Source organism: Geobacillus lituanicus, assembly GCF_050994965.1.
In the GTDB taxonomy this organism is placed as follows: Bacteria; Bacillota; Bacilli; order Bacillales; family Anoxybacillaceae; genus Geobacillus; species Geobacillus stearothermophilus.
In genome coordinates, this window is sequence record NZ_CP194773.1 from 1,636,385 (window position 1) to 1,654,110 (window position 17,726).

Annotated in this window: 16 protein-coding genes and 1 riboswitch; of the genes, 12 read left to right on the forward strand and 4 right to left on the reverse strand. The window is 54.6% G+C overall.

All coding sequences use genetic code 11. The features are described from left to right. The first annotated feature begins 10 nt into the window (after positions 1 to 10). A riboswitch (SAM riboswitch) is annotated at positions 11 to 115 on the forward strand. Positions 116 to 198: 83 nt separating this feature from the next. The 3 genes from ACR1UW_RS08265 to ACR1UW_RS08275 all read left to right on the forward strand — a co-directional run bounded on the left by ACR1UW_RS08265 (position 199) and on the right by ACR1UW_RS08275 (position 1,584). Continuing rightward, entirely contained in the window at positions 199 to 522 is a 324-nt protein-coding gene (locus ACR1UW_RS08265) for a hypothetical protein (protein ID WP_055357854.1), read from the forward strand. Between the two features lie 15 nt (positions 523 to 537). Beyond that, a complete protein-coding gene (locus ACR1UW_RS08270) occupies positions 538 to 921 on the forward strand; it encodes a VOC family protein (protein ID WP_498932851.1) in 384 nt (127 codons plus the stop codon). A 180-nt stretch (positions 922 to 1,101) separates the two neighbouring features. Further along, positions 1,102 to 1,584, forward strand: a complete 483-nt coding sequence (locus ACR1UW_RS08275) for a PaaI family thioesterase (RefSeq protein WP_498932853.1) — start codon at positions 1,102 to 1,104, stop codon at positions 1,582 to 1,584. Between the two features lie 259 nt (positions 1,585 to 1,843). Here ACR1UW_RS08275 and ACR1UW_RS08280 read toward each other — a convergent pair whose 3' ends face one another. Together ACR1UW_RS08280 and ACR1UW_RS08285 are read right to left on the reverse strand one after the other, a co-directional pair. Beyond that, positions 1,844 to 2,260, reverse strand: coding sequence for a PaaI family thioesterase (locus ACR1UW_RS08280; RefSeq protein ID WP_498932855.1), 417 nt, complete (start codon positions 2,258 to 2,260; stop codon positions 1,844 to 1,846). 175 nt (positions 2,261 to 2,435) lie between these two features. Continuing rightward, positions 2,436 to 3,572: an IS110-like element ISGka2 family transposase gene (locus ACR1UW_RS08285; protein WP_014195317.1), complete on the reverse strand. Its 1,137-nt coding sequence runs from the start codon at positions 3,570 to 3,572 to the stop codon at positions 2,436 to 2,438. Between the two features lie 735 nt (positions 3,573 to 4,307). On the opposite strand from ACR1UW_RS08285, the gene hutG reads away from it, so the two are divergent. From hutG to ACR1UW_RS08310, 5 genes are all read left to right on the forward strand, one after another. Beyond that, complete coding sequence (gene hutG, locus ACR1UW_RS08290; protein WP_498932858.1) at positions 4,308 to 5,276, forward strand: formimidoylglutamase; 969 nt, start codon at positions 4,308 to 4,310, stop codon at positions 5,274 to 5,276. 4 nt (positions 5,277 to 5,280) lie between these two features. Next, complete coding sequence (locus tag ACR1UW_RS08295; protein ID WP_498932860.1) at positions 5,281 to 6,762, forward strand: helix-turn-helix domain-containing protein; 1,482 nt, start codon at positions 5,281 to 5,283, stop codon at positions 6,760 to 6,762. 168 nt (positions 6,763 to 6,930) lie between these two features. Then, positions 6,931 to 8,586: a urocanate hydratase gene (gene hutU, locus ACR1UW_RS08300; protein WP_193443788.1), complete on the forward strand. Its 1,656-nt coding sequence runs from the start codon at positions 6,931 to 6,933 to the stop codon at positions 8,584 to 8,586. A gap of 14 nt (positions 8,587 to 8,600) precedes the next feature. Then, positions 8,601 to 9,875 (forward strand): imidazolonepropionase, encoded by a 1,275-nt coding sequence (gene hutI, locus ACR1UW_RS08305; protein WP_498932861.1) that lies wholly within the window; start codon positions 8,601 to 8,603, stop codon positions 9,873 to 9,875. A 98-nt stretch (positions 9,876 to 9,973) separates the two neighbouring features. After that, positions 9,974 to 11,302, forward strand: coding sequence for a YjiH family protein (locus tag ACR1UW_RS08310; RefSeq protein ID WP_498932863.1), 1,329 nt, complete (start codon positions 9,974 to 9,976; stop codon positions 11,300 to 11,302). Between the two features lie 130 nt (positions 11,303 to 11,432). Here the strand turns inward: ACR1UW_RS08310 and mscL are convergent, their stop codons facing one another. Together mscL and ACR1UW_RS08320 are read right to left on the reverse strand one after the other, a co-directional pair. Then, entirely contained in the window at positions 11,433 to 11,828 is a 396-nt protein-coding gene (gene mscL, locus ACR1UW_RS08315) for a large conductance mechanosensitive channel protein MscL (protein WP_498932865.1), read from the reverse strand. A gap of 230 nt (positions 11,829 to 12,058) precedes the next feature. Then, entirely contained in the window at positions 12,059 to 13,423 is a 1,365-nt protein-coding gene (locus ACR1UW_RS08320; protein WP_498932867.1) for an ISLre2 family transposase, read from the reverse strand. 269 nt (positions 13,424 to 13,692) lie between these two features. Between ACR1UW_RS08320 and ACR1UW_RS08325 the strand changes: the two genes are divergently transcribed. The 4 genes from ACR1UW_RS08325 (at position 13,693) to ACR1UW_RS08340 (ending at position 17,696) form a co-directional block, all read left to right on the forward strand. Further along, positions 13,693 to 14,220 (forward strand): YeeE/YedE thiosulfate transporter family protein, encoded by a 528-nt coding sequence (locus ACR1UW_RS08325; protein WP_498932868.1) that lies wholly within the window; start codon positions 13,693 to 13,695, stop codon positions 14,218 to 14,220. A gap of 183 nt (positions 14,221 to 14,403) precedes the next feature. Beyond that, a complete protein-coding gene (locus ACR1UW_RS08330; RefSeq protein WP_498932870.1) occupies positions 14,404 to 15,345 on the forward strand; it encodes a carbohydrate kinase family protein in 942 nt (313 codons plus the stop codon). A 1-nt stretch (position 15,346) separates the two neighbouring features. Continuing rightward, positions 15,347 to 16,252: a pseudouridine-5'-phosphate glycosidase gene (locus ACR1UW_RS08335; protein ID WP_498932872.1), complete on the forward strand. Its 906-nt coding sequence runs from the start codon at positions 15,347 to 15,349 to the stop codon at positions 16,250 to 16,252. Between the two features lie 196 nt (positions 16,253 to 16,448). Beyond that, a complete protein-coding gene (locus ACR1UW_RS08340; RefSeq protein WP_498932874.1) occupies positions 16,449 to 17,696 on the forward strand; it encodes an RNA-guided endonuclease InsQ/TnpB family protein in 1,248 nt (415 codons plus the stop codon). Positions 17,697 to 17,726 lie beyond the last annotated feature (30 nt).

Consider the following 17,726-nt stretch of genomic DNA (forward strand, 5'->3'; position numbering starts at 1 on the left):
AATTGCATACGTCTTATCAAGAGTGGGCGAGAGAACGGGCTTGATGACCCCACAGCAACCTGCCGCAGGCAAGGTGCTAACACCCGCAAAGCGGTTTCGCTTTGGATGATAAGAACGGCTCATGACCCCTTTCGCATCATTCCGAGGCGAAGGGGGTTTTTGTCGATAGGGGGTGAAGGGGGAATAGTGAAGAGGGACATGTCGATCCGAGCTTGCATGGCCGCTCATCTCCCTGCCGCAGCGTTCGCCGTTTGTGTCATGCGCTGTGTGCAGGCGGAGCTCATCCGGTTTGACTCTAAGGCGGCGGTGCATGTCGACCGTGGGGACGGATACGTTCATTTGTATGGGGAAGCGCAAGGAACAGCCTTTTCGTTGTTGTTGACCAACAGTGAGGCGGACGAATGGAAGGCGGACGGACCGTACGCCCTTGACCGCTACATATGGACAGAGCTTGGGAAAAAAGGGATTTTCCCGATGCAGATGACGCCGTATTTACAAGCAGTATGGTTAATGGAGTCATAGAAAGGAAGAGGACGAATGGCAGTCAAAAAATTTGAGCATGTCGGTATTCAAGTGAAAGACATCGAGGCATCGAAAGCGTTTTATCAAAACGTCGTCGGCTTGGAGCTGCTCGGCGAAATGATTCATACGAACGGCACGATGAAATTGGCGTTTTTAGGGATTGACGGCTCGATCATTGTCGAGCTGATCGAAGGATACAATCCGGATTTGCCGACGGAAGGAAAAGTGCACCACGTGGCGTTTACGGTCGAAGGCATCGAGCAGGAAAAAGAACGGCTTCAGTCGCTGGGTGTGCCGCTTGTGTGGGAAGAAATAACGACACTTCCGAACGGGGCAAAATATTTGTTCTTCCTCGGGCCCGACGGCGAATGGATCGAGTTTTACGAGCCTGCTCGATAAATGGCGTCACGCTAGGCGGCCAGCTGTTTGGGCCGCCTATGAATTTGCCGTCTGGCGATTGGCGCTTCGTTCTATTTTTCTTCGTATGGCCTTGCCTGCCGCTAGACAACAACCGTCCATGTAGGAGTCGTCGTCTTCTCGATTCAATGGTATACTAGAAAAAGAGAGGGGGAGGATGACGTGGAAGAAATGATCGTGCACGCGATTCAAGACGACTACCCTGATGAATTCGCCTGGTGCTACGGCTGCGGGCGTCTGAATGAACAAGGCCACCATTTCCGCACCGGGTGGCGGGGCGACAAAACGGTGACGGTGTATACGCCGCGTCCGGAACATACGGCGATTCCAGGGTTTGTGTACGGCGGGCTGATCGCCTCGCTCATTGATTGCCACGGCACCGGTTCAGCGGCGCTTGCCTTGCATCGGAAAAACGGCCATGAACCAGGGAGCGGGGAAACGCCGCCGCGCTTTGTCACTGCGTCGCTTCACGTCGATTTCGTCAAGCCGACGCCGCATGGCGTGCCGCTTGTCGCCGTCGGCACTGTGACGGAGATTCATCCGAAAAAATGGAAAGTGGACACCGAAGTGTTCGCCAACGGCGAACTGTGCGCCCGCGGTCAAGTCGTCGCGGTCGTCATGCCGAAAACGTTTGTCCAGGGATGACAAGCAAACGAAAAGCGCCGGAGGGCGGCTGTTTTTGACAGCGCTTTCTCCGGCGCTTCGCTCGTTGCGCTCGATCCCGCTTGGGAAAAAGCGGACATCTTCACAAGTGACATGTTCATCCTTGGATGGCGGGGCGAAACAGGTTGCCGATCGAACGCTTCTAGGCATGACTGCTGCCAACAGCCCGATTCAGTTGGACCGGTTTGGCGTCTGCCTCGGCGCCAGCGTTTCACTTCCCTTCCATAAACGAAAGCGCTTTTTACGGTTTATCCATAATCAGCACCGAGGAGGTCGCGCTCGCCACTTCTTTGCCGTTTTGCCGGACGACGGCAGTCACGTAGGCGACAGTTTTCCCGAACTTTTCCACTCGCGCTTCCACTTCAGCTTCCCCTGCCGCCGCGGGGCGGTGAAACGTCGTCTGCAAGTTGATGGACGCGTGTAGCTGGTCATCGCGAAGCAAGGTCGTCACCGCATACGCCATGAGAATATCCGCCGCCGCTCCGACGAACCCGCCCATGATCACCCCGTTGCCGTTGAGCAGCGATTCGCTGATCGTCCATACGCCTTTCGCATAGCCGTCTCGGGCTTCCGTCAGGCGGACGCCGAGAGTTTCGTCGCATGGGGGCGGCGCGCTTTTTCCGGCAATGACGTCATGCAAGCTGGTAATTGGCTTCATCTCGAACATCCTTTCTGTCATCCATTGCGTTTCCGTGAAAATCCCCACCACTTGGTGAGTGCGGTATACGCTCCTGATCCGTGAGGGTATACTGAAAATGGCCAAAAAAGGCAATAGGAAAGCAGAGGTGCCCGATTTTAGGCATCTCGTATAACCTGTCTGCCTTTTGGCTAGACTAAATAAGTTGTGGTTGGCGGAACGGCTCTTTGCGGGAGATCATGCAAAAGATGATCACCAACATCCGCCGAGCAATGGCGATGAGGGCTTTTTTCTTCCCGCATCGGGCCGCCAACGACCAAAACTTTCGGGACAAGGGATGCGTCTTGGATCGAGCTGCTGACCATGCCGCCTCGCATAACGCCGATCGGAGATGGGGATTGCCTTTTGTCGTGCGCGTGCTCTTTCGCTTTCCGGCGCTTTCATGGTTGCCGGGGGACAATCCAGTCCATGAAGCCGCCCGTTCCGGCGTTTCAAAGACGCTCATGTCGGTTCCCATCTCGGCTATGATGACGGCGGCGGTTTGTTTTTTCACTCCGGGCATGGTCATCAGCAGGTTCACTTCCTCGCGATACGGCTCGAGCAGGCGGTCGATGTGCTGGTCGACTTCTTCGATTAACTGCTCCAATTCCTCAACGTGTTTCCACAAGAGGCGAAGGAGACGGAGCTCGTGTTCGGTCAAGGTGCCGAGCAGCGAATCGTACACCGCTTGCTTTTTCTTTTTGAGCCTTCCGCGCAGGCATTGATCCAACTCGTCCTTGTCCACGTATCCCTTCTCAAGCAGCCGGGCGAGGATGTCTTTTCCGGAAACGCCGAAGAGATCGGAGAGGACCGAGCCGAGTTTGACATTGGAAGACTCGAGCACTTTTTGAATCCGGTTTTTCTCCGAAGTCAGCTGTCCGACCCACTTTTTGCGGAGGCGGGTAAAATCCCGCAATTCGCGAATATCCGCTGGGGGGACGAAACTTTTTTCAACGAGTCCATGGCGGAGCAGCTTGGCGATCCACTCGGCGTCAGAGACATCGGTTTTTCTTCCCGGGACATTTTTGATCCGCTGCGGATTGGCCAGTGTCAAGTCGACATAGCCCTCGAGGAAGGCGAAGACCGGTTTCCAATACACGCCGGTGGATTCCATGGCGACATGGGTAACGCCATGTTCTTCGAGCCACTCAAGCAGGTCGCCAAGTCCCTTCGAGAACGTGGAGAAGGTTTGAATGTCCTTTTGAATGTGTCCATCTTCTTCCCATAGCGCGCAGGCGACGATGGTTTCGGCATGAACATCCAATCCTGCGCAGCGAGGATAGATGACATCCATGATGAAAATCCTCCTTTTCGATGATCGAGTGCGCAAACAGCGAATCCACGGGAGAAATGCGGCAGTTTTCCGTTCGTCGTCACCTTTCCTCCGCATCGGGAAAGGGCGGACAATGGGTGGTGCACCCAGTGGATTCAAACACTTTTCCGTACAGGGTCTAAGCCACCATTAAGCATAACGTCCTGTTGAACTGTTTGCGCCTATTCTTCATTATGGGAAGAAAAGGGGGATTTTCATCCCTGGGTGGAGGGCAAACCATTGCCCATGGATCTTTTCCGTGAAAATGCATGCGCCTTGAGCAGTCATTTTCATGCCGGGTGGAGGGCAAAGCGCGCTGCCCATGGATCTTTTCCGTGAAAATCCCGTCGGCAAGCGGTCATTTTCATCCCCGGGTGGAGGGCAGATCGCTGCCCATGGATCTTTTCCGTGAAAATCCCGTCGGCAAGCGGTCATTTTCATCCCCGGGTGGAGGGCAGATCGCTGCCCATGGAACTTTTCCATGAAAATGGGGTCATTTTCATGCCCGGATGGAGGGCAAAACGCCGCCCGCGGATCGTTTCGGTGAACATCATGGATCCTAAAGCAGCGATTTTCATCGGGTGGTGAGCGAAATGAGCTCATGGATGTTTTATTCGCCAAACGGCGGCGATTTCCTCTTTTCGCGTGCATGGGGAGGAGAACGGCAAAGCTGTGGCGAAAGAAACAAGCAGCGGATGATGGAAAGGAGATGGTCTCATGTATCAACCGCCAGACGCCGGCCGTTGGACGGGACGGATTGACAGCGTGAGCGATGAGCAGACGTTTCGCCTTCATCAGCGCATTCGCTTGCTCGATTTGTCCAAGCCATTGGAGACGGTGGAACGAGCGGCGGCATTCATCGGGTTTGCGTGCGACGAAGGAGTGCGCCGCAACCAAGGACGCCAAGGGGCGAAAGAGGCGCCGGCCGCCGTCAAAGCGGCGCTGGCCCGGCTGCCTTGGCATCTTCCGGAAGGGGTCGTTGTCTATGACGCAGGCGATGTCGTTTGCGTCGATGAACGGCTCGAACAAAGCCAGACTGAACTTGGGAAGGCGGTCGCCCGCCTGCTGAAAAACGGGATGGCGTCTATCGTGATCGGCGGCGGCCATGAGACGGCGTACGGCCATTACTTGGGCGTTCGCGAAGCGCTCGGGCCCGAAGCCCGCCTTGGCATCCTCAACATTGACGCCCATTTCGACTTGCGCCCGTACGATGACGGGCCGACGTCCGGGACGATGTTTCGGCAAATATTGGATCAAGACGAACGGGTCCGTTACTTCTGCCTCGGCATTCAGCGGCTTGGCAACACGGCAGCGCTGTTTGCGGCGGCCGAGACGTACGGCTGCCGGTACATGCTTGAAGACGAGCTGACCGCAGGGCCGATCGAGGCCGCCTATGAACAAATCGAGGAATTTGCCGCTCATCACGATGCCGTGATGTTGACCATTTGCATGGACGCCATCAGCGCGGCTGCCGCGCCGGGGGTGAGCGCGCCGTCGCCGTTTGGACTCGCTCCGTCGCTAGTGCGCGCTCTCGTCCGCCGAATCGTTTCTCATCCGAAAACGATCAGCGTCGATCTTTGCGAAGTCAATCCACTCTGGGATGAAGGCGGAAAAACGGTGGCGTTGGCCGCCGCCTTTTGCATGGAAGCGCTCCTTCATTTTCGACGCTTGCAGCCAAGGCGGTGAGAACGTGAAATTGGTTATTGCCGAACGGGATGACAAAGAACAGGAAGCGATCCGCTGGCTCGTGTCCGCGTATTCCTTGCCGATTGAGCGGGTGTATACGGCAGCCACCGTGGAGGAGATGATGGCCGTCTTGGAGCGGGAGGCGCCGGAGCTATTGTACGTCGAACTGGATATGATTCCGTATGAACGATGGTCGAAGGCGACATCCCACGTCCGCTTGTTTTGCCAACGGGTGATTGCCGCAACGGCCGAGGCGACGTTCGCACGGGCGAAACAAGCCATCGACTGGCAATGCGTCGATTTGCTTGTCAAGCCGCTTGAGCCCGCCAAGCTGAAACAAGCGTTGAGGACGGCGGTTTCGCTTTCCTCCAACAGCCGCTCGAGCCTGACAGCGGGTTTTGACGGCCATGACGACTACCGCGCATTATTTTACGATGACCCCGCCGCAGCTTCCACCCATGTATGGCTTGTGCAGGCGGAACAGCCTGCCTTGTCTCGGGAAGTGATCCGCTTTTTAACGAGCTATCCGTTTCGCGGACGGGCGCGTGTATTGCCGCTCACCCGTATGGCGGTTTGCCTGCTTCCCGATTTGCCGGGCGACGGGAAAGAAGAGGCGTGGAAGCTGCTGCGCGATTGGGAGGAAGATCATCATGAGCCGCTCGCGGTTGTCGTGATGCCGCCTGATGGCCGGAGGACGGTGCGCGCGCAATACCAAGCGGCCCGCCGGCTGCTCGAGACGACGTTTTTCATTGGCTATCGCCAAGTGATCGCTCCCGCTTCGGAATACGAACAGTGGCGTGAGCTCGATCCGTTTTTGACGCCGGAGGAGCAGCGGCAATGGATCGAGATGCTCGAGCGGTTCGACCATGAAGGGGTGAAGCGATGGCTGCGGCGCGAATTCTCCCATTGGAAGCCGCCGTTTCCGAGCCCGGAGATGGTGCGGACGCGGCTGACAAGCATCTTGGCGCAAATCCGCCGCTTCATGAAAACGTACCGTCTGGACCGCGGCGGAACCGAGCGGGAGTATATGCGCATTTTTCAAGACATTTTGTACAATCCCGTCTTGTATCGCATCGTTCAAGAATTGATTTTATTTTTATATCGATTGTTCTATGAGGCCAAGCAGGCCGAGGAAGACGCGCGCGTCGACGCCGTGGAGCGCGGCCTCCGCTATATGGAGGCGCATTTTCGCGATCCGTCGCTCACGCTTGAGCGGGTCGCGGCCGCCGCCGGGCGCAGCCCCGCGTATTTCAGCCATTTGTTGTCGAAAAAGCGCGGCGTGACGTTTCGCCAGTGGCTGACGAATCGGCGGCTTGAGGAAGCGAAACGGCTGCTTCGGCAGACGGACTTGTCGATCAAAGAAATCGCCGAACAAACCGGGTTTCGCACCGCCCATTATTTGATGCGCGTCTTTAAAGCCGAACTGAACCAGACGCCGACCGCCTACCGCGATGAACAACGGCTGAAACCGTCATCACCGCGGTAGGCGGTTTTTTCAAAAGAAATGAACATATATCAAAAGAAATGGATAGATGAAGCGAAAAGAAAAAAGAAATTTCAAAAAAAATGGATCATCTTGAAAAGACGAGAATCTATCTCCATCCTCTTGGCTTCCTTACAATAAAAAGCAAAGAGGAAAAAGGAGAGGATGACGATGGCAGAAAAACGGACCGTCAGCCCGCCCGCGGGAACAGAGCGGCGGGCGAAAGGATGGATTCAAGAAGCGGCGCTGCGGATGCTGAACAACAATTTGCATCCCGATGTCGCCGAGCGGCCGGAGGAGTTGATCGTCTACGGCGGCATCGGCAAGGCGGCGCGCAACTGGGAATGTTACGAGGCGATTGTGGACACCCTTCTTCGTTTAGAAAACGATGAAACGTTGCTCATTCAATCCGGCAAGCCGGTGGCGGTATTTCGCACGCATCCGGACGCCCCGCGCGTGCTGATCGCCAACTCCAACCTCGTGCCCGCATGGGCGACGTGGGACCATTTCCACGAACTTGACAAAAAAGGGTTGATCATGTACGGACAAATGACGGCCGGGAGCTGGATTTACATCGGCAGCCAAGGGATCGTCCAAGGGACGTATGAAACGTTTGCCGAAGTGGCGCGCCAGCACTTTGGCGGCACGCTGGCCGGGACGATCACGCTGACTGCCGGCCTTGGCGGCATGGGCGGGGCGCAGCCGCTCGCGGTGACGATGAATGGCGGCGTCTGCCTCGCTGTCGAAATCGATCCGGCCCGCATTCAGCGCCGCCTTGATACGAAATATCTCGACACGATGACCGACAGCTTGGAGGCGGCGCTTGCGATGGCGAAACGAGCGAAGGAAGAGAAAAAAGCGCTGTCAATCGGCCTTGTCGGCAATGCGGCTGAAGTGTTGCCGCGTCTCGTCGAAATGGGCTTTGTTCCGGACGTCTTGACCGATCAAACGTCCGCCCATGATCCGTTAAACGGCTACATCCCGGCTGGCCTTACGCTTGATGAGGCCGCCGAACTCAGGGCGCGCGATCCGAAGCAGTACATCGCCCGTGCAAAACAGTCGATCGCCGCGCATGTGCGGGCGATGCTGGCGATGCAAAAGCAAGGGGCGGTGACGTTTGATTACGGCAACAACATCCGCCAAGTGGCAAAAGACGAAGGGGTGGACGACGCCTTTTCCTTCCCGGGCTTTGTGCCGGCCTACATCCGCCCGCTCTTTTGCGAAGGAAAAGGGCCGTTCCGCTGGGTGGCGCTCTCGGGCGACCCTGAGGATATTTACAAAACCGATGAAGTCATTTTGCGTGAATTCAGCGACAATGAGCGTCTTTGCCATTGGATTCGCATGGCGCAAAAACGCATTCAATTCCAAGGGCTGCCGGCGCGCATTTGTTGGCTCGGCTACGGCGAGCGGGCGAAGTTCGGGAAAATCATCAACGACATGGTGGCCAAAGGCGAGCTGAAAGCGCCGATCGTCATCGGTCGCGATCATTTGGATTCGGGCTCCGTCGCTTCGCCGAACCGGGAGACGGAAGGAATGAAAGACGGAAGCGACGCCATCGCCGACTGGCCGATTTTAAACGCGCTGTTGAATGCGGTCGGCGGCGCAAGCTGGGTGTCGGTTCACCACGGCGGCGGCGTCGGCATGGGCTACTCGATTCACGCCGGCATGGTCATCGTAGCCGACGGCACAAAAGAGGCGGAAAAACGGCTGGAGCGCGTGTTGACGACCGACCCGGGGCTTGGTGTGGTCCGCCACGCCGACGCTGGCTATGAGCTCGCCATCCGGACGGCGAAAGAAAAAGGCATCGATATGCCGATGCTCAAGTAGAAAGGGGGATCCATATGCGCCCGCTTTTTGTCCGCCGCGCCCGCCAGCTCGTCACGCTGGCGGGAAGCTCCGCGGCTCCGCTTGTCAAGGAGAAGATGAGCGATCTAGGCATCATCGAAAACGGCAGCGTCTGGATCGAAAACGGAGTGATCGTTGCGGTCGGCCCGGACGATGAACTGGCCCGCCAATTTGCCGATCGGCTCGCCGAAGCTGACGTCATCGACGCCAAGGACAAAACGGTGACGCCTGGGCTTGTCGATCCTCATACTCATCTCGTTTACGCCGGCAGCCGCGAACACGAATGGACGATGCGGCTCGGCGGGGCGACGTACATGGAAATCATGAACGCAGGCGGCGGCATTCATGTCACGACAAAAGCGACGCGCGAGGCGTCGGAAGAGATGTTGTATGAGGAAAGCAAGCGGCGGCTTGATCAGTTTTTGCTTCATGGGGTCACGACCGTCGAAGCAAAAAGCGGCTATGGTTTAAGCCTTGAGCACGAAATCAAGCAGCTTGAAGTCGCCAAGCGTCTCGATGACACCCACCCGGTCGATATCGTCTCCACGTTTCTTGGCGCTCATGCCGTTCCGCCGGAGTGGAAGCACGATCCGGATGAATACGTCCGCCTTGTCATCGACGAGATGATTCCCGAAGTGAGCCGGCGGGGGCTCGCCGAGTTCAACGACGTCTTTTGCGAGCGCGGCGTCTTTACCCCCGACCAGGCGCGCCTCATCCTCGAAGCAGGGAAAGAGCACGGCTTGACGCCGAAAATCCACGCCGATGAAATCGAGCCGTATGGCGGGGCGGAACTGGCAGCCGAAGTCGGCGCCATCTCCGCCGACCACCTGCTTCGGGCGTCGGACGAAGGAATCCGCCGCATGGCCGATGGCGGCGTCATCGGCGTTCTCTTGCCAGGCACGGCGTTTTTCCTCATGACCCAAGCCGCCGACGCCCGCCGTCTGATCGACGCCGGCGTTCCCGTCGCTTTGGCGACCGACTGCAACCCTGGTTCGTCGCCGACCGTCTCGCTGCCGCTTGTCATGACCTTGGCCTGCCTGCATATGCGCATGACCCCGGCCGAAGCCATCGCCGCCGCCACGATCAATGCCGCCCACGCCATCGGCCGCGCCCATATGATCGGCAGCCTTGAACCAGGCAAGAAAGCGGATTTGGTCGTTTTCAACGTCCCGAACTACGTGCAAATCATGTACTATTACGGCGTCAACCATGCGGAGACGGTGATCAAGGATGGGAAGGTGGTGGTGGCGGGAGGAAAGGTGCGCGCTTGAAGGGGAATGGTCTTCCGTTGAAGCGGTTGGCGACCGGAAGCGGGATGCTTCCGGTTGTACCAGTCTTGCGTAACGAAGAACAATGGGGGTGGAGAGAAATGAAAGCGAATCCAACCATGGCGCCATCCACGCCGACACCAACGCCGGCAAGCGGGGCATGGAAGTTTTTCGTCTTTAGCGCCATCGGCATTTTCGTATTTTTCGTTCCGGTGTCCATCGGCGGCACATCATCGATTTTGCTCGATCATATTGTGACATGGATCCGCACCCAGTTTTCAGCACTTGTTCCTTATTATGCTCTGATCGTGATCGCTCTCGGTGCCGTTTATCCGTTTTACAAAAAAACGTGGAACAAAGATGCTGTGACAACCGTTTTTTCACTGTTGAAAGTTCTAGGACTGATCACGGCGGTCATGTTGGTGTTTCGCATCGGTCCGTCATGGTTGTTTCAGCCGAATATGGGACCGTTCTTATATGACAAGCTCGTCATTTCCGTCGGACTTCTTGTGCCGATTGGCTCCGTCTTTCTCGCCATGCTCGTTGGCTACGGGCTTTTAGAATTTGTCGGCGTATGGATGCAGCCGATCATGCGGCCGATTTGGAAAACGCCGGGCCGCTCGGCCATCGATGCCGTTGCCTCCTTTGTCGGCAGCTACTCCATCGGTCTTTTGATCACGAACAAAGTGTTCAAAGAGGGCAAATATACGGTGAAAGAGGCGGCAATCATCGCTACCGGCTTTTCCACCGTATCGGTGACATTTATGGTCGTTGTCGCGAAAACATTGGGGCTCATGCCAATCTGGAATACGTATTTTTGGGTGACATTTCTCGTGACGTTTGCCGTTACAGCGCTGACCGCCCGGCTTTGGCCGCTGAGCCGCATGAGCGACGAGTATTACGACGGCAAAGGAGATCCCGAGCAAAAAGTGACGGGAAGCTATATGAAGCAAGCTTGGGCTGAAGCGATGAGGGCGGTAGAGCAGTCAAAAGGGATTGGGACAAACATATGGGAGAACTTGCGAGATGGCTTCATCATGACGATGGGCATTTTGCCGTCCATTATGTCAGTCGGACTGATCGGGCTGTTGCTCGCTGAATATACGCCGGTGTTTGACTGGTTGGGCTACCTGTTCTACCCATTCACCCTTCTGTTGCAAATCCCTGAACCGTTGTTGGCCGCGAAAGCTTCGGCCATTGAAATCGCGGAAATGTTTTTGCCCGCTTTGCTTGTCACCGAAGCTCCGCTTGTCACAAAATTCATTATTGCGGTCGTATCCGTCTCGGCGATCCTATTCTTTTCCGCTGTCATTCCATGCATTTTGTCTACGGAAATCCCGCTCAGCTTGCCGCGGCTTCTTGTCATCTGGTTCGAACGCACCGTCTTGACGCTCATCCTCACCGCGCCGCTCGCATATTGGCTGCTTTGACGGGAGCGCGGCGCTTCGATGAAAACGGACATCGATGGGGTGGCTGCGATTTTCAGGTTCGCCGCCATTCCATCAACCCGATTGAGAAGTTTCAGCGCCATGAAAGCCTGTCCACCTCCGAGACAGGCTTTCACAGCGTTTCCCGCTGCTGCTTTAACAAATCGCGAATTTCTGTCAATAGCTCCTCCTCTTTCGTCAGCGTCGGTGCGGTTTCCTTCACCTTTTCCTGCTTTTTCACCCGTTCATACAGCGTGTTGATCAATTTCACAAACAGGAAAATCGAAAACGCGATGATCAAAAAATCGACGACTGTTTGGATAAACGCCCCATATTTCACTTCCGCTTTGCCGACTTTCCAAGACAAATCGCTGAAATTGATGCCGCCTAGAATCAGCCCGACAAGCGGCATGATGATGTCATTGACGAGCGAGGAAACGATTTTGCCAAACGCCCCGCCGATGATCACCCCAACGGCTAAATCGATGACATTGCCGCGGACGGCGAATTTTTTAAACTCGTTCCACATGGTCATCTCCTTCCAAAGAAAATGTTCGTCTGCTATTATACCCGACCGGCCGCAACATTGAAACTTTTTAGCTTAAATCGAGTCAGTCAAGACTTTGTGGAGAACATTTTTTCGGTTCACTACGGGTGTTGTCAATCACTAGTTATAGAACCATTTTCAGGAATTAATATCGTAAGCGCTTTCGGACTCTCATCCCTCATCTTGAAGTGATGATATTGTATTCCATTTTTTTACACCCAACCACCATCCCGGAGCGCCGACAACGCTTGATGGATCGGCGTCCCGGATGACCGCTGCAGACACGGTAGATTCTGACGCACCACATCTGCCCATAACCGTCCGGCCTTCCGTTTGGCCTGTTCGATCCGCTTGGACTTTGTTGAGGCCGAGACGGCCGACTGGGGCTCTTGCTCCTCCCACCGTCCCTTTCTCCACCCGATCCCGTCGATTCGGGCCGCCATCGCCCTCAGAAACGCCCGAAGCCCTTGGTCTTTCCAGCTGCGGCGGGATTTCACCCGATGCGCAAACCGGCTCATCACGCTCTCGGCGTGGCCCATCGGACGCATGCCGGTCGTCTCCACCCCTTGCTCCGACAGCCACTCCCGATAGTCCCGGATGCATCCCGGCATCGACTCGATCCGGCGAATCAAGGCGGCCAGCTGTTGTTCTTTGCCTTCGTCCTCCAACGTGCCGACCGCGCTGTTCAGCTCCACGAGAAGCCCCTCTTCGTCTTGTTTCGCCAGCTTCTTCCGCACCTCCCGCCAACGCGGATGGCCGGACAGACACTGACGCAGCTCCCGCGCCACATGAAATCGATCCAGCTGAAAGCACGCCCGCTTCCCAAAATACTCCCGGCAGGCTGTGATCCACGACGCCGCGTCGCCGTTGATGATCAAAAGGTCCCGGCACGGGTCATAGGCATATTCGTTCATCAGCCACTCCTCAAACCGTTCCCACACGTCTCCCGCCCCTTCATGGAGGTAGTGGCGCCGGTTCACGAGCTCGAGCTGCGAACCGTTTCGTTTCCATCCCTCGTGAACCGCCAGGATTTTCTCTTCTTTCGCCCGTTTCCCTTTCCCCTGGCGGGAAATGAACAGCCCATCCGCCTCCACAAACAGCACTCGGCCGTGCCGTTGGGAAACAGGGTGGTGCAGCGAGACAGGGGCCTCCAGCACCAGTTGGCGAATCGCCTCGTGGCTCATGACCGCATACCCCACGATCGACTCCAACGTACGGGCCGCTTTGCGGTAGGAAGAGCACTCTACGGCCAACTCGACCGCCGTTTCCTCGAGGCAAGGACTGATCGATCGGGCCCCATCAAAGCCTAATTCGGCATCCAGCAAGAAGGTATAGTTCCCCGTTTGCCGGTCATAGTAGTAGTTCCGTCGAAACGTCACTTCTCCAAACAGCGTTTGGATCGTAGTCGGCCGTTTGTCTTTCAGCTGATACCGGCGCTTGTCCCGCGCTTCCGCCAGTTGTTGATCAATCTCCTCCAAAAGGGCCGCCAACAAGACAGCGAACACCTTTTGAAGAGTTCTGACTAATTGTTCCTCCAGCTCTTTTAATAAAGGCCATTCTGTGGTAAGATGTTTCATGGACTCTCTCCCTCCTGTTTTATGGATGTTGGTCATCACCATCATAGCAGGGAGAGAGTCCTTTTTGCATGACATTTGCTTTTTTCTACCGCGCTTCGCTTGGTGGCCCCGACGAGCGTCGCGAACAAAAGTTCGCAACCCTCGTCGGGGAATCATTCCTGAATGTCACCCACAAATATTTTACTCACACGCTTAAATCGTAGCAAATCAATTGGTTTTATAATATTATAGAATACGTTCATCAACCAAAACAAAAGGGGAAACGCATCGTGGAAGTGACCGCACAACAACGAGACGTTCGCGCGAAACAAGCAGCGAACGCCCCGAAACATCCGACTGCGTGGATTATTGCGGCCTCCATCCTTATATTGATCGGTGGCACGTTGTTCTTATATAGCCGTGTTTCCTGGCAACAGGCGCTTTTGTATGTGCTGGGAGCGTTTGGTGGATTTGTATTGTACCAGGCGCATTTTGGCTTTACATCCGCATGGCGAAAGTTTATTCTATACCGCCAAGGGGAAGGCATTCGGGCACAGATGGTCATGATGGCGGCAGCGCTCGCTGGCCGCTATGCGAAACCCATTCAGTGGAAGCGTCCGACGCGCATGACGATCGGCGCGCTGATCGGTGGGCTGATGATGGGATACGGAGCCCGGTTGGCGTTCGGCTGCAATATCGGCGCGTATTTCGGCGGCATTGCTTCATTCAGCGCCCACGGCTGGGCGTGGTTTGTCTTTGCTTTCCTCGGCAGCCTGATCGGCGTCAAACTGCGTCCGTATTGCGTGTACAAAAACTAAACGTTCGAACTTCGGCATCCCGTCATGTTGGCGAGATGCTTTCGTTATGCCGGACGCGGAATATGGTACAATGGGCAGTGAGGCTTCGACAAGAGCAGCTGCCTGCTTGTTTGAAATCGTTTTCCTTGTTTTGGGAGAGCGGAAGGAGGACAGCGGTGTTCATTGGGAGAGGAGGGAAAAGGCATGCGGCAAGCGGCCTCGATCGTCTGCATTGGCGGGGCGAACGTCGACCGAAAGGCGCGGTTGCTTGTGCCGTTTCAGCTTGGCACGTCCCATCCCGTCACCACGACGCAAACCGCGGGTGGGGTGGCGAGAAACGTGGCGGAAAACTTAGGGCGGCTTGCTCAATCTGTTTCGCTCGTCAGCACCGTTGGCGATGATCGCGATGGACAGTGGCTCGTTGACGTGACGAGCCGATATGTCAATACGAGCTTCATCGTGCGAACGCCAAAAGCGAACACCGGGACGTATACAGCGGTGCTCGATGAACGCGGCGAGATGGTTCTCGCCTTGGCGGATATGGCCATTTATGATACAGTGGGGGAAGAATGGCTAAAGCAGCAATGGACTCGGCTCGGTCCGATTTCTGCGGTCGTGCTTGACACGAATTTCCCGAAGGCTGTCATTCGTTCGGTGATTGCACAATGCCGCCAAGAGGACATCCCGCTTTGTGTTGTGACGGTGTCGGTTCCAAAAGTGAAGCGATTGCCCAGCGATTTGTCTGATGTGACGTGGTTTGTCACGAATGAAGCGGAGGCGAAGGCATTTGTGGGAAAAGATGGGCATACGGACGACATCATGAAAGCGATCCTTCACGCCGGCGCCCAGAACGTTGTCGTCACGCGCGGCGCAAACGGCGTCGCGTACGCCACCAAGCAAGGGGAAACAGAAGCGATTGCGGCGCCGAAGGTTGAGGTCACCGACGCCACCGGAGCGGGCGACGCCTTTGCGGCTGGATTTTTGTACGGCGTCTTAGGCGGACATACGGTGGAAGACGCCTGCCGCTTTGGGATGAGCAGCGCGGCGCTTACGCTGCAAACGGCCGAAACGGTGCATCCCGCTTTGAATGAACACCTGTTGCAAGCCGCCTATGCGCGGTATTTTCGCGAAGGGGGAACGAAGTGATATGAATGATTTTCTCGTCTTTTCCGAAGAAGTCGCTCAAGCGAAGGCCGAAAAAAAGCCGATTGTCGCTTTAGAATCAACGATCATCTCGCATGGCATGCCGTATCCGGAAAACGTGCAGACGGCGAAAGACGTCGAGCGGATCATCCGCGACCGCGGCGCCGTGCCGGCGACGATCGCGATCATCGATGGAAAGATTAAAATCGGGTTAACGGATGACGAACTTGAATTGTTAGGGACAAGCCGCGATGTAGAAAAAGTGAGCCGCCGCGACTTGCCGTATGTCGTCGCTATGAAGAAACACGGGGCGACGACCGTGGCGGGGACGATGATTTGCGCTGAGATGTCGGGCATCCGCGTATTTGCGACCGGCGGCATCGGCGGCGTGCACCGCGGCGCCGAACAGACGATGGACATCTCGGCTGACTTGCAGGAACTCTCGCGCACCAACGTCGCGGTCGTCTGCGCCGGGGCAAAATCAATTTTGGATTTAGGGTTGACGCTTGAATACCTCGAGACGCACGGCGTTCCGGTCATCGGCTATCAGACGGACGTCCTGCCGGCGTTCTATTCGCGGACGAGCCCGTTTCGCGTCGACTATCGCCTCGACAGCGCAGAAGAAATCGCTCAGTTCATCGAAACGAAATGGAAGCTTGGGTTAAACGGCGGTGTTGTGATCGCCAATCCCGTCCCAAAAGAAGAGGAGCTCGAGGAGTCGTATATCACCGCCATCATCGAACAAGCGCTCAACGAAGCAGAAAAGCAGCACATCACCGGCAAAGCGGTCACCCCGTTTTTGCTTGACCATGTGAAAACGTTAACCGGAGGCAAAAGCTTAAAAGCAAACATCGCCTTAGTGAAAAACAACGCCGCCTTGGCGGCCGACCTTGCCCGAGAGCTTTCTTGATGCGAACGCCCCCGCCTTGATGGAAAGGCGGGGGCATGATGGCAGTGGAGGATTTATCTTAATTAGGCGAGAAGACTCCCACTTCAACGAAGCGAAGCGGAGTAAGTGGGAGATGAATCGCCTTAACTATATTTTGCTGAAAATAGGATAGATTCAGTAAAATATAGTATAATATAGTTAGATGGGAGGTGAAAAAATGTATTTTTGTATCAAACAACAGCTAAATGGTTTGACCAAAGAAGAATACTTGACTCTTCGAGAACTGTGCCATATTGCCAAGAACATGTACAACGTCGGATTGTACAATGTCAGACAATACTATTTTGAACACAAGGAATTTCTTAATTATGAGAAAAATTATCATCTTGCAAAAACTAACGAAAACTATAAGCTGTTAAACAGCAACATGGCACAGCAAATTTTAAAAAAGGTCAATGAAGCCTTTAAATCTTTCTTTGGTTTGGTCAGTATTGCCAAACAAGGAAAATATGACCACAAGGCTATCAGTATTCCAAAATATCTTAAAAAAGATGGCTTTCATTCACTGATCATTGGCCAGATTCGTATAGACGGCAACAAATTCACGATACCGTATTCTCGCCTATTTAAAAAGACTCACAAGCCTATCACGATAACGATTCCGCCTGTGTTACTGGACAAAAAGATTAAGCAGATTGAAATCATTCCTAAGCATCATGCCAGGTTCTTTGAGATTCAGTACAAATATGAAATGCCTGAAGATCAAAGAGAATTAAATGACCAAAAAGCACTGGCAATTGATTTAGGATTAAACAATTTTGCCACTTGTGTCACATCAGACGGCAGATCATTCATCATTGATGGGCGGAGATTAAAAAGTATAAATCAATGGTTTAACAAAGAAAATGCCAGACTTCAAAGCATAAAAGATAAGCAAAAAATCAAAGGCACCACTCGTAAACAGGCTTTGCTTGCTATGAATCGCAATAATAAAGTGAATGATTATATCAACAAGACTTGCCGTTACATCATTAACTACTGTATTGAAAATCAAATTGGCAAACTTGTCATTGGCTATGCGGAAACATGGCAACGCAATATTAATCTAGGAAAAAAGACAAATCAAAACTTTGTCAATATTCCTCTCGGTAACATAAAAGAAAAACTAGAATATCTTTGTGAATTTTACGGCATTGAATTCTTGAAACAGGAAGAATCCTATACGTCTCAAGCCAGCTTTTTTGACGGCGATGAGATTCCTGAATATAATGCCGACAATCCAAAAGAATATAAGTTCAGCGGCAAACGTATTAAGCGCGGCTTGTATCGAACAAAGTCTGGCAAACTAATTAATGCTGATGTCAATGGCGCATTAAACATCTTAAAGAAAAGTAAAGCTGTAGACCTGAGTGTCTTATGCTCTAGCGGCGAAGTGGACACGCCTCAAAGAATAAGGATTGCTTGAAGCAGTCAAACTTCTTTGGAAGCCCCCACT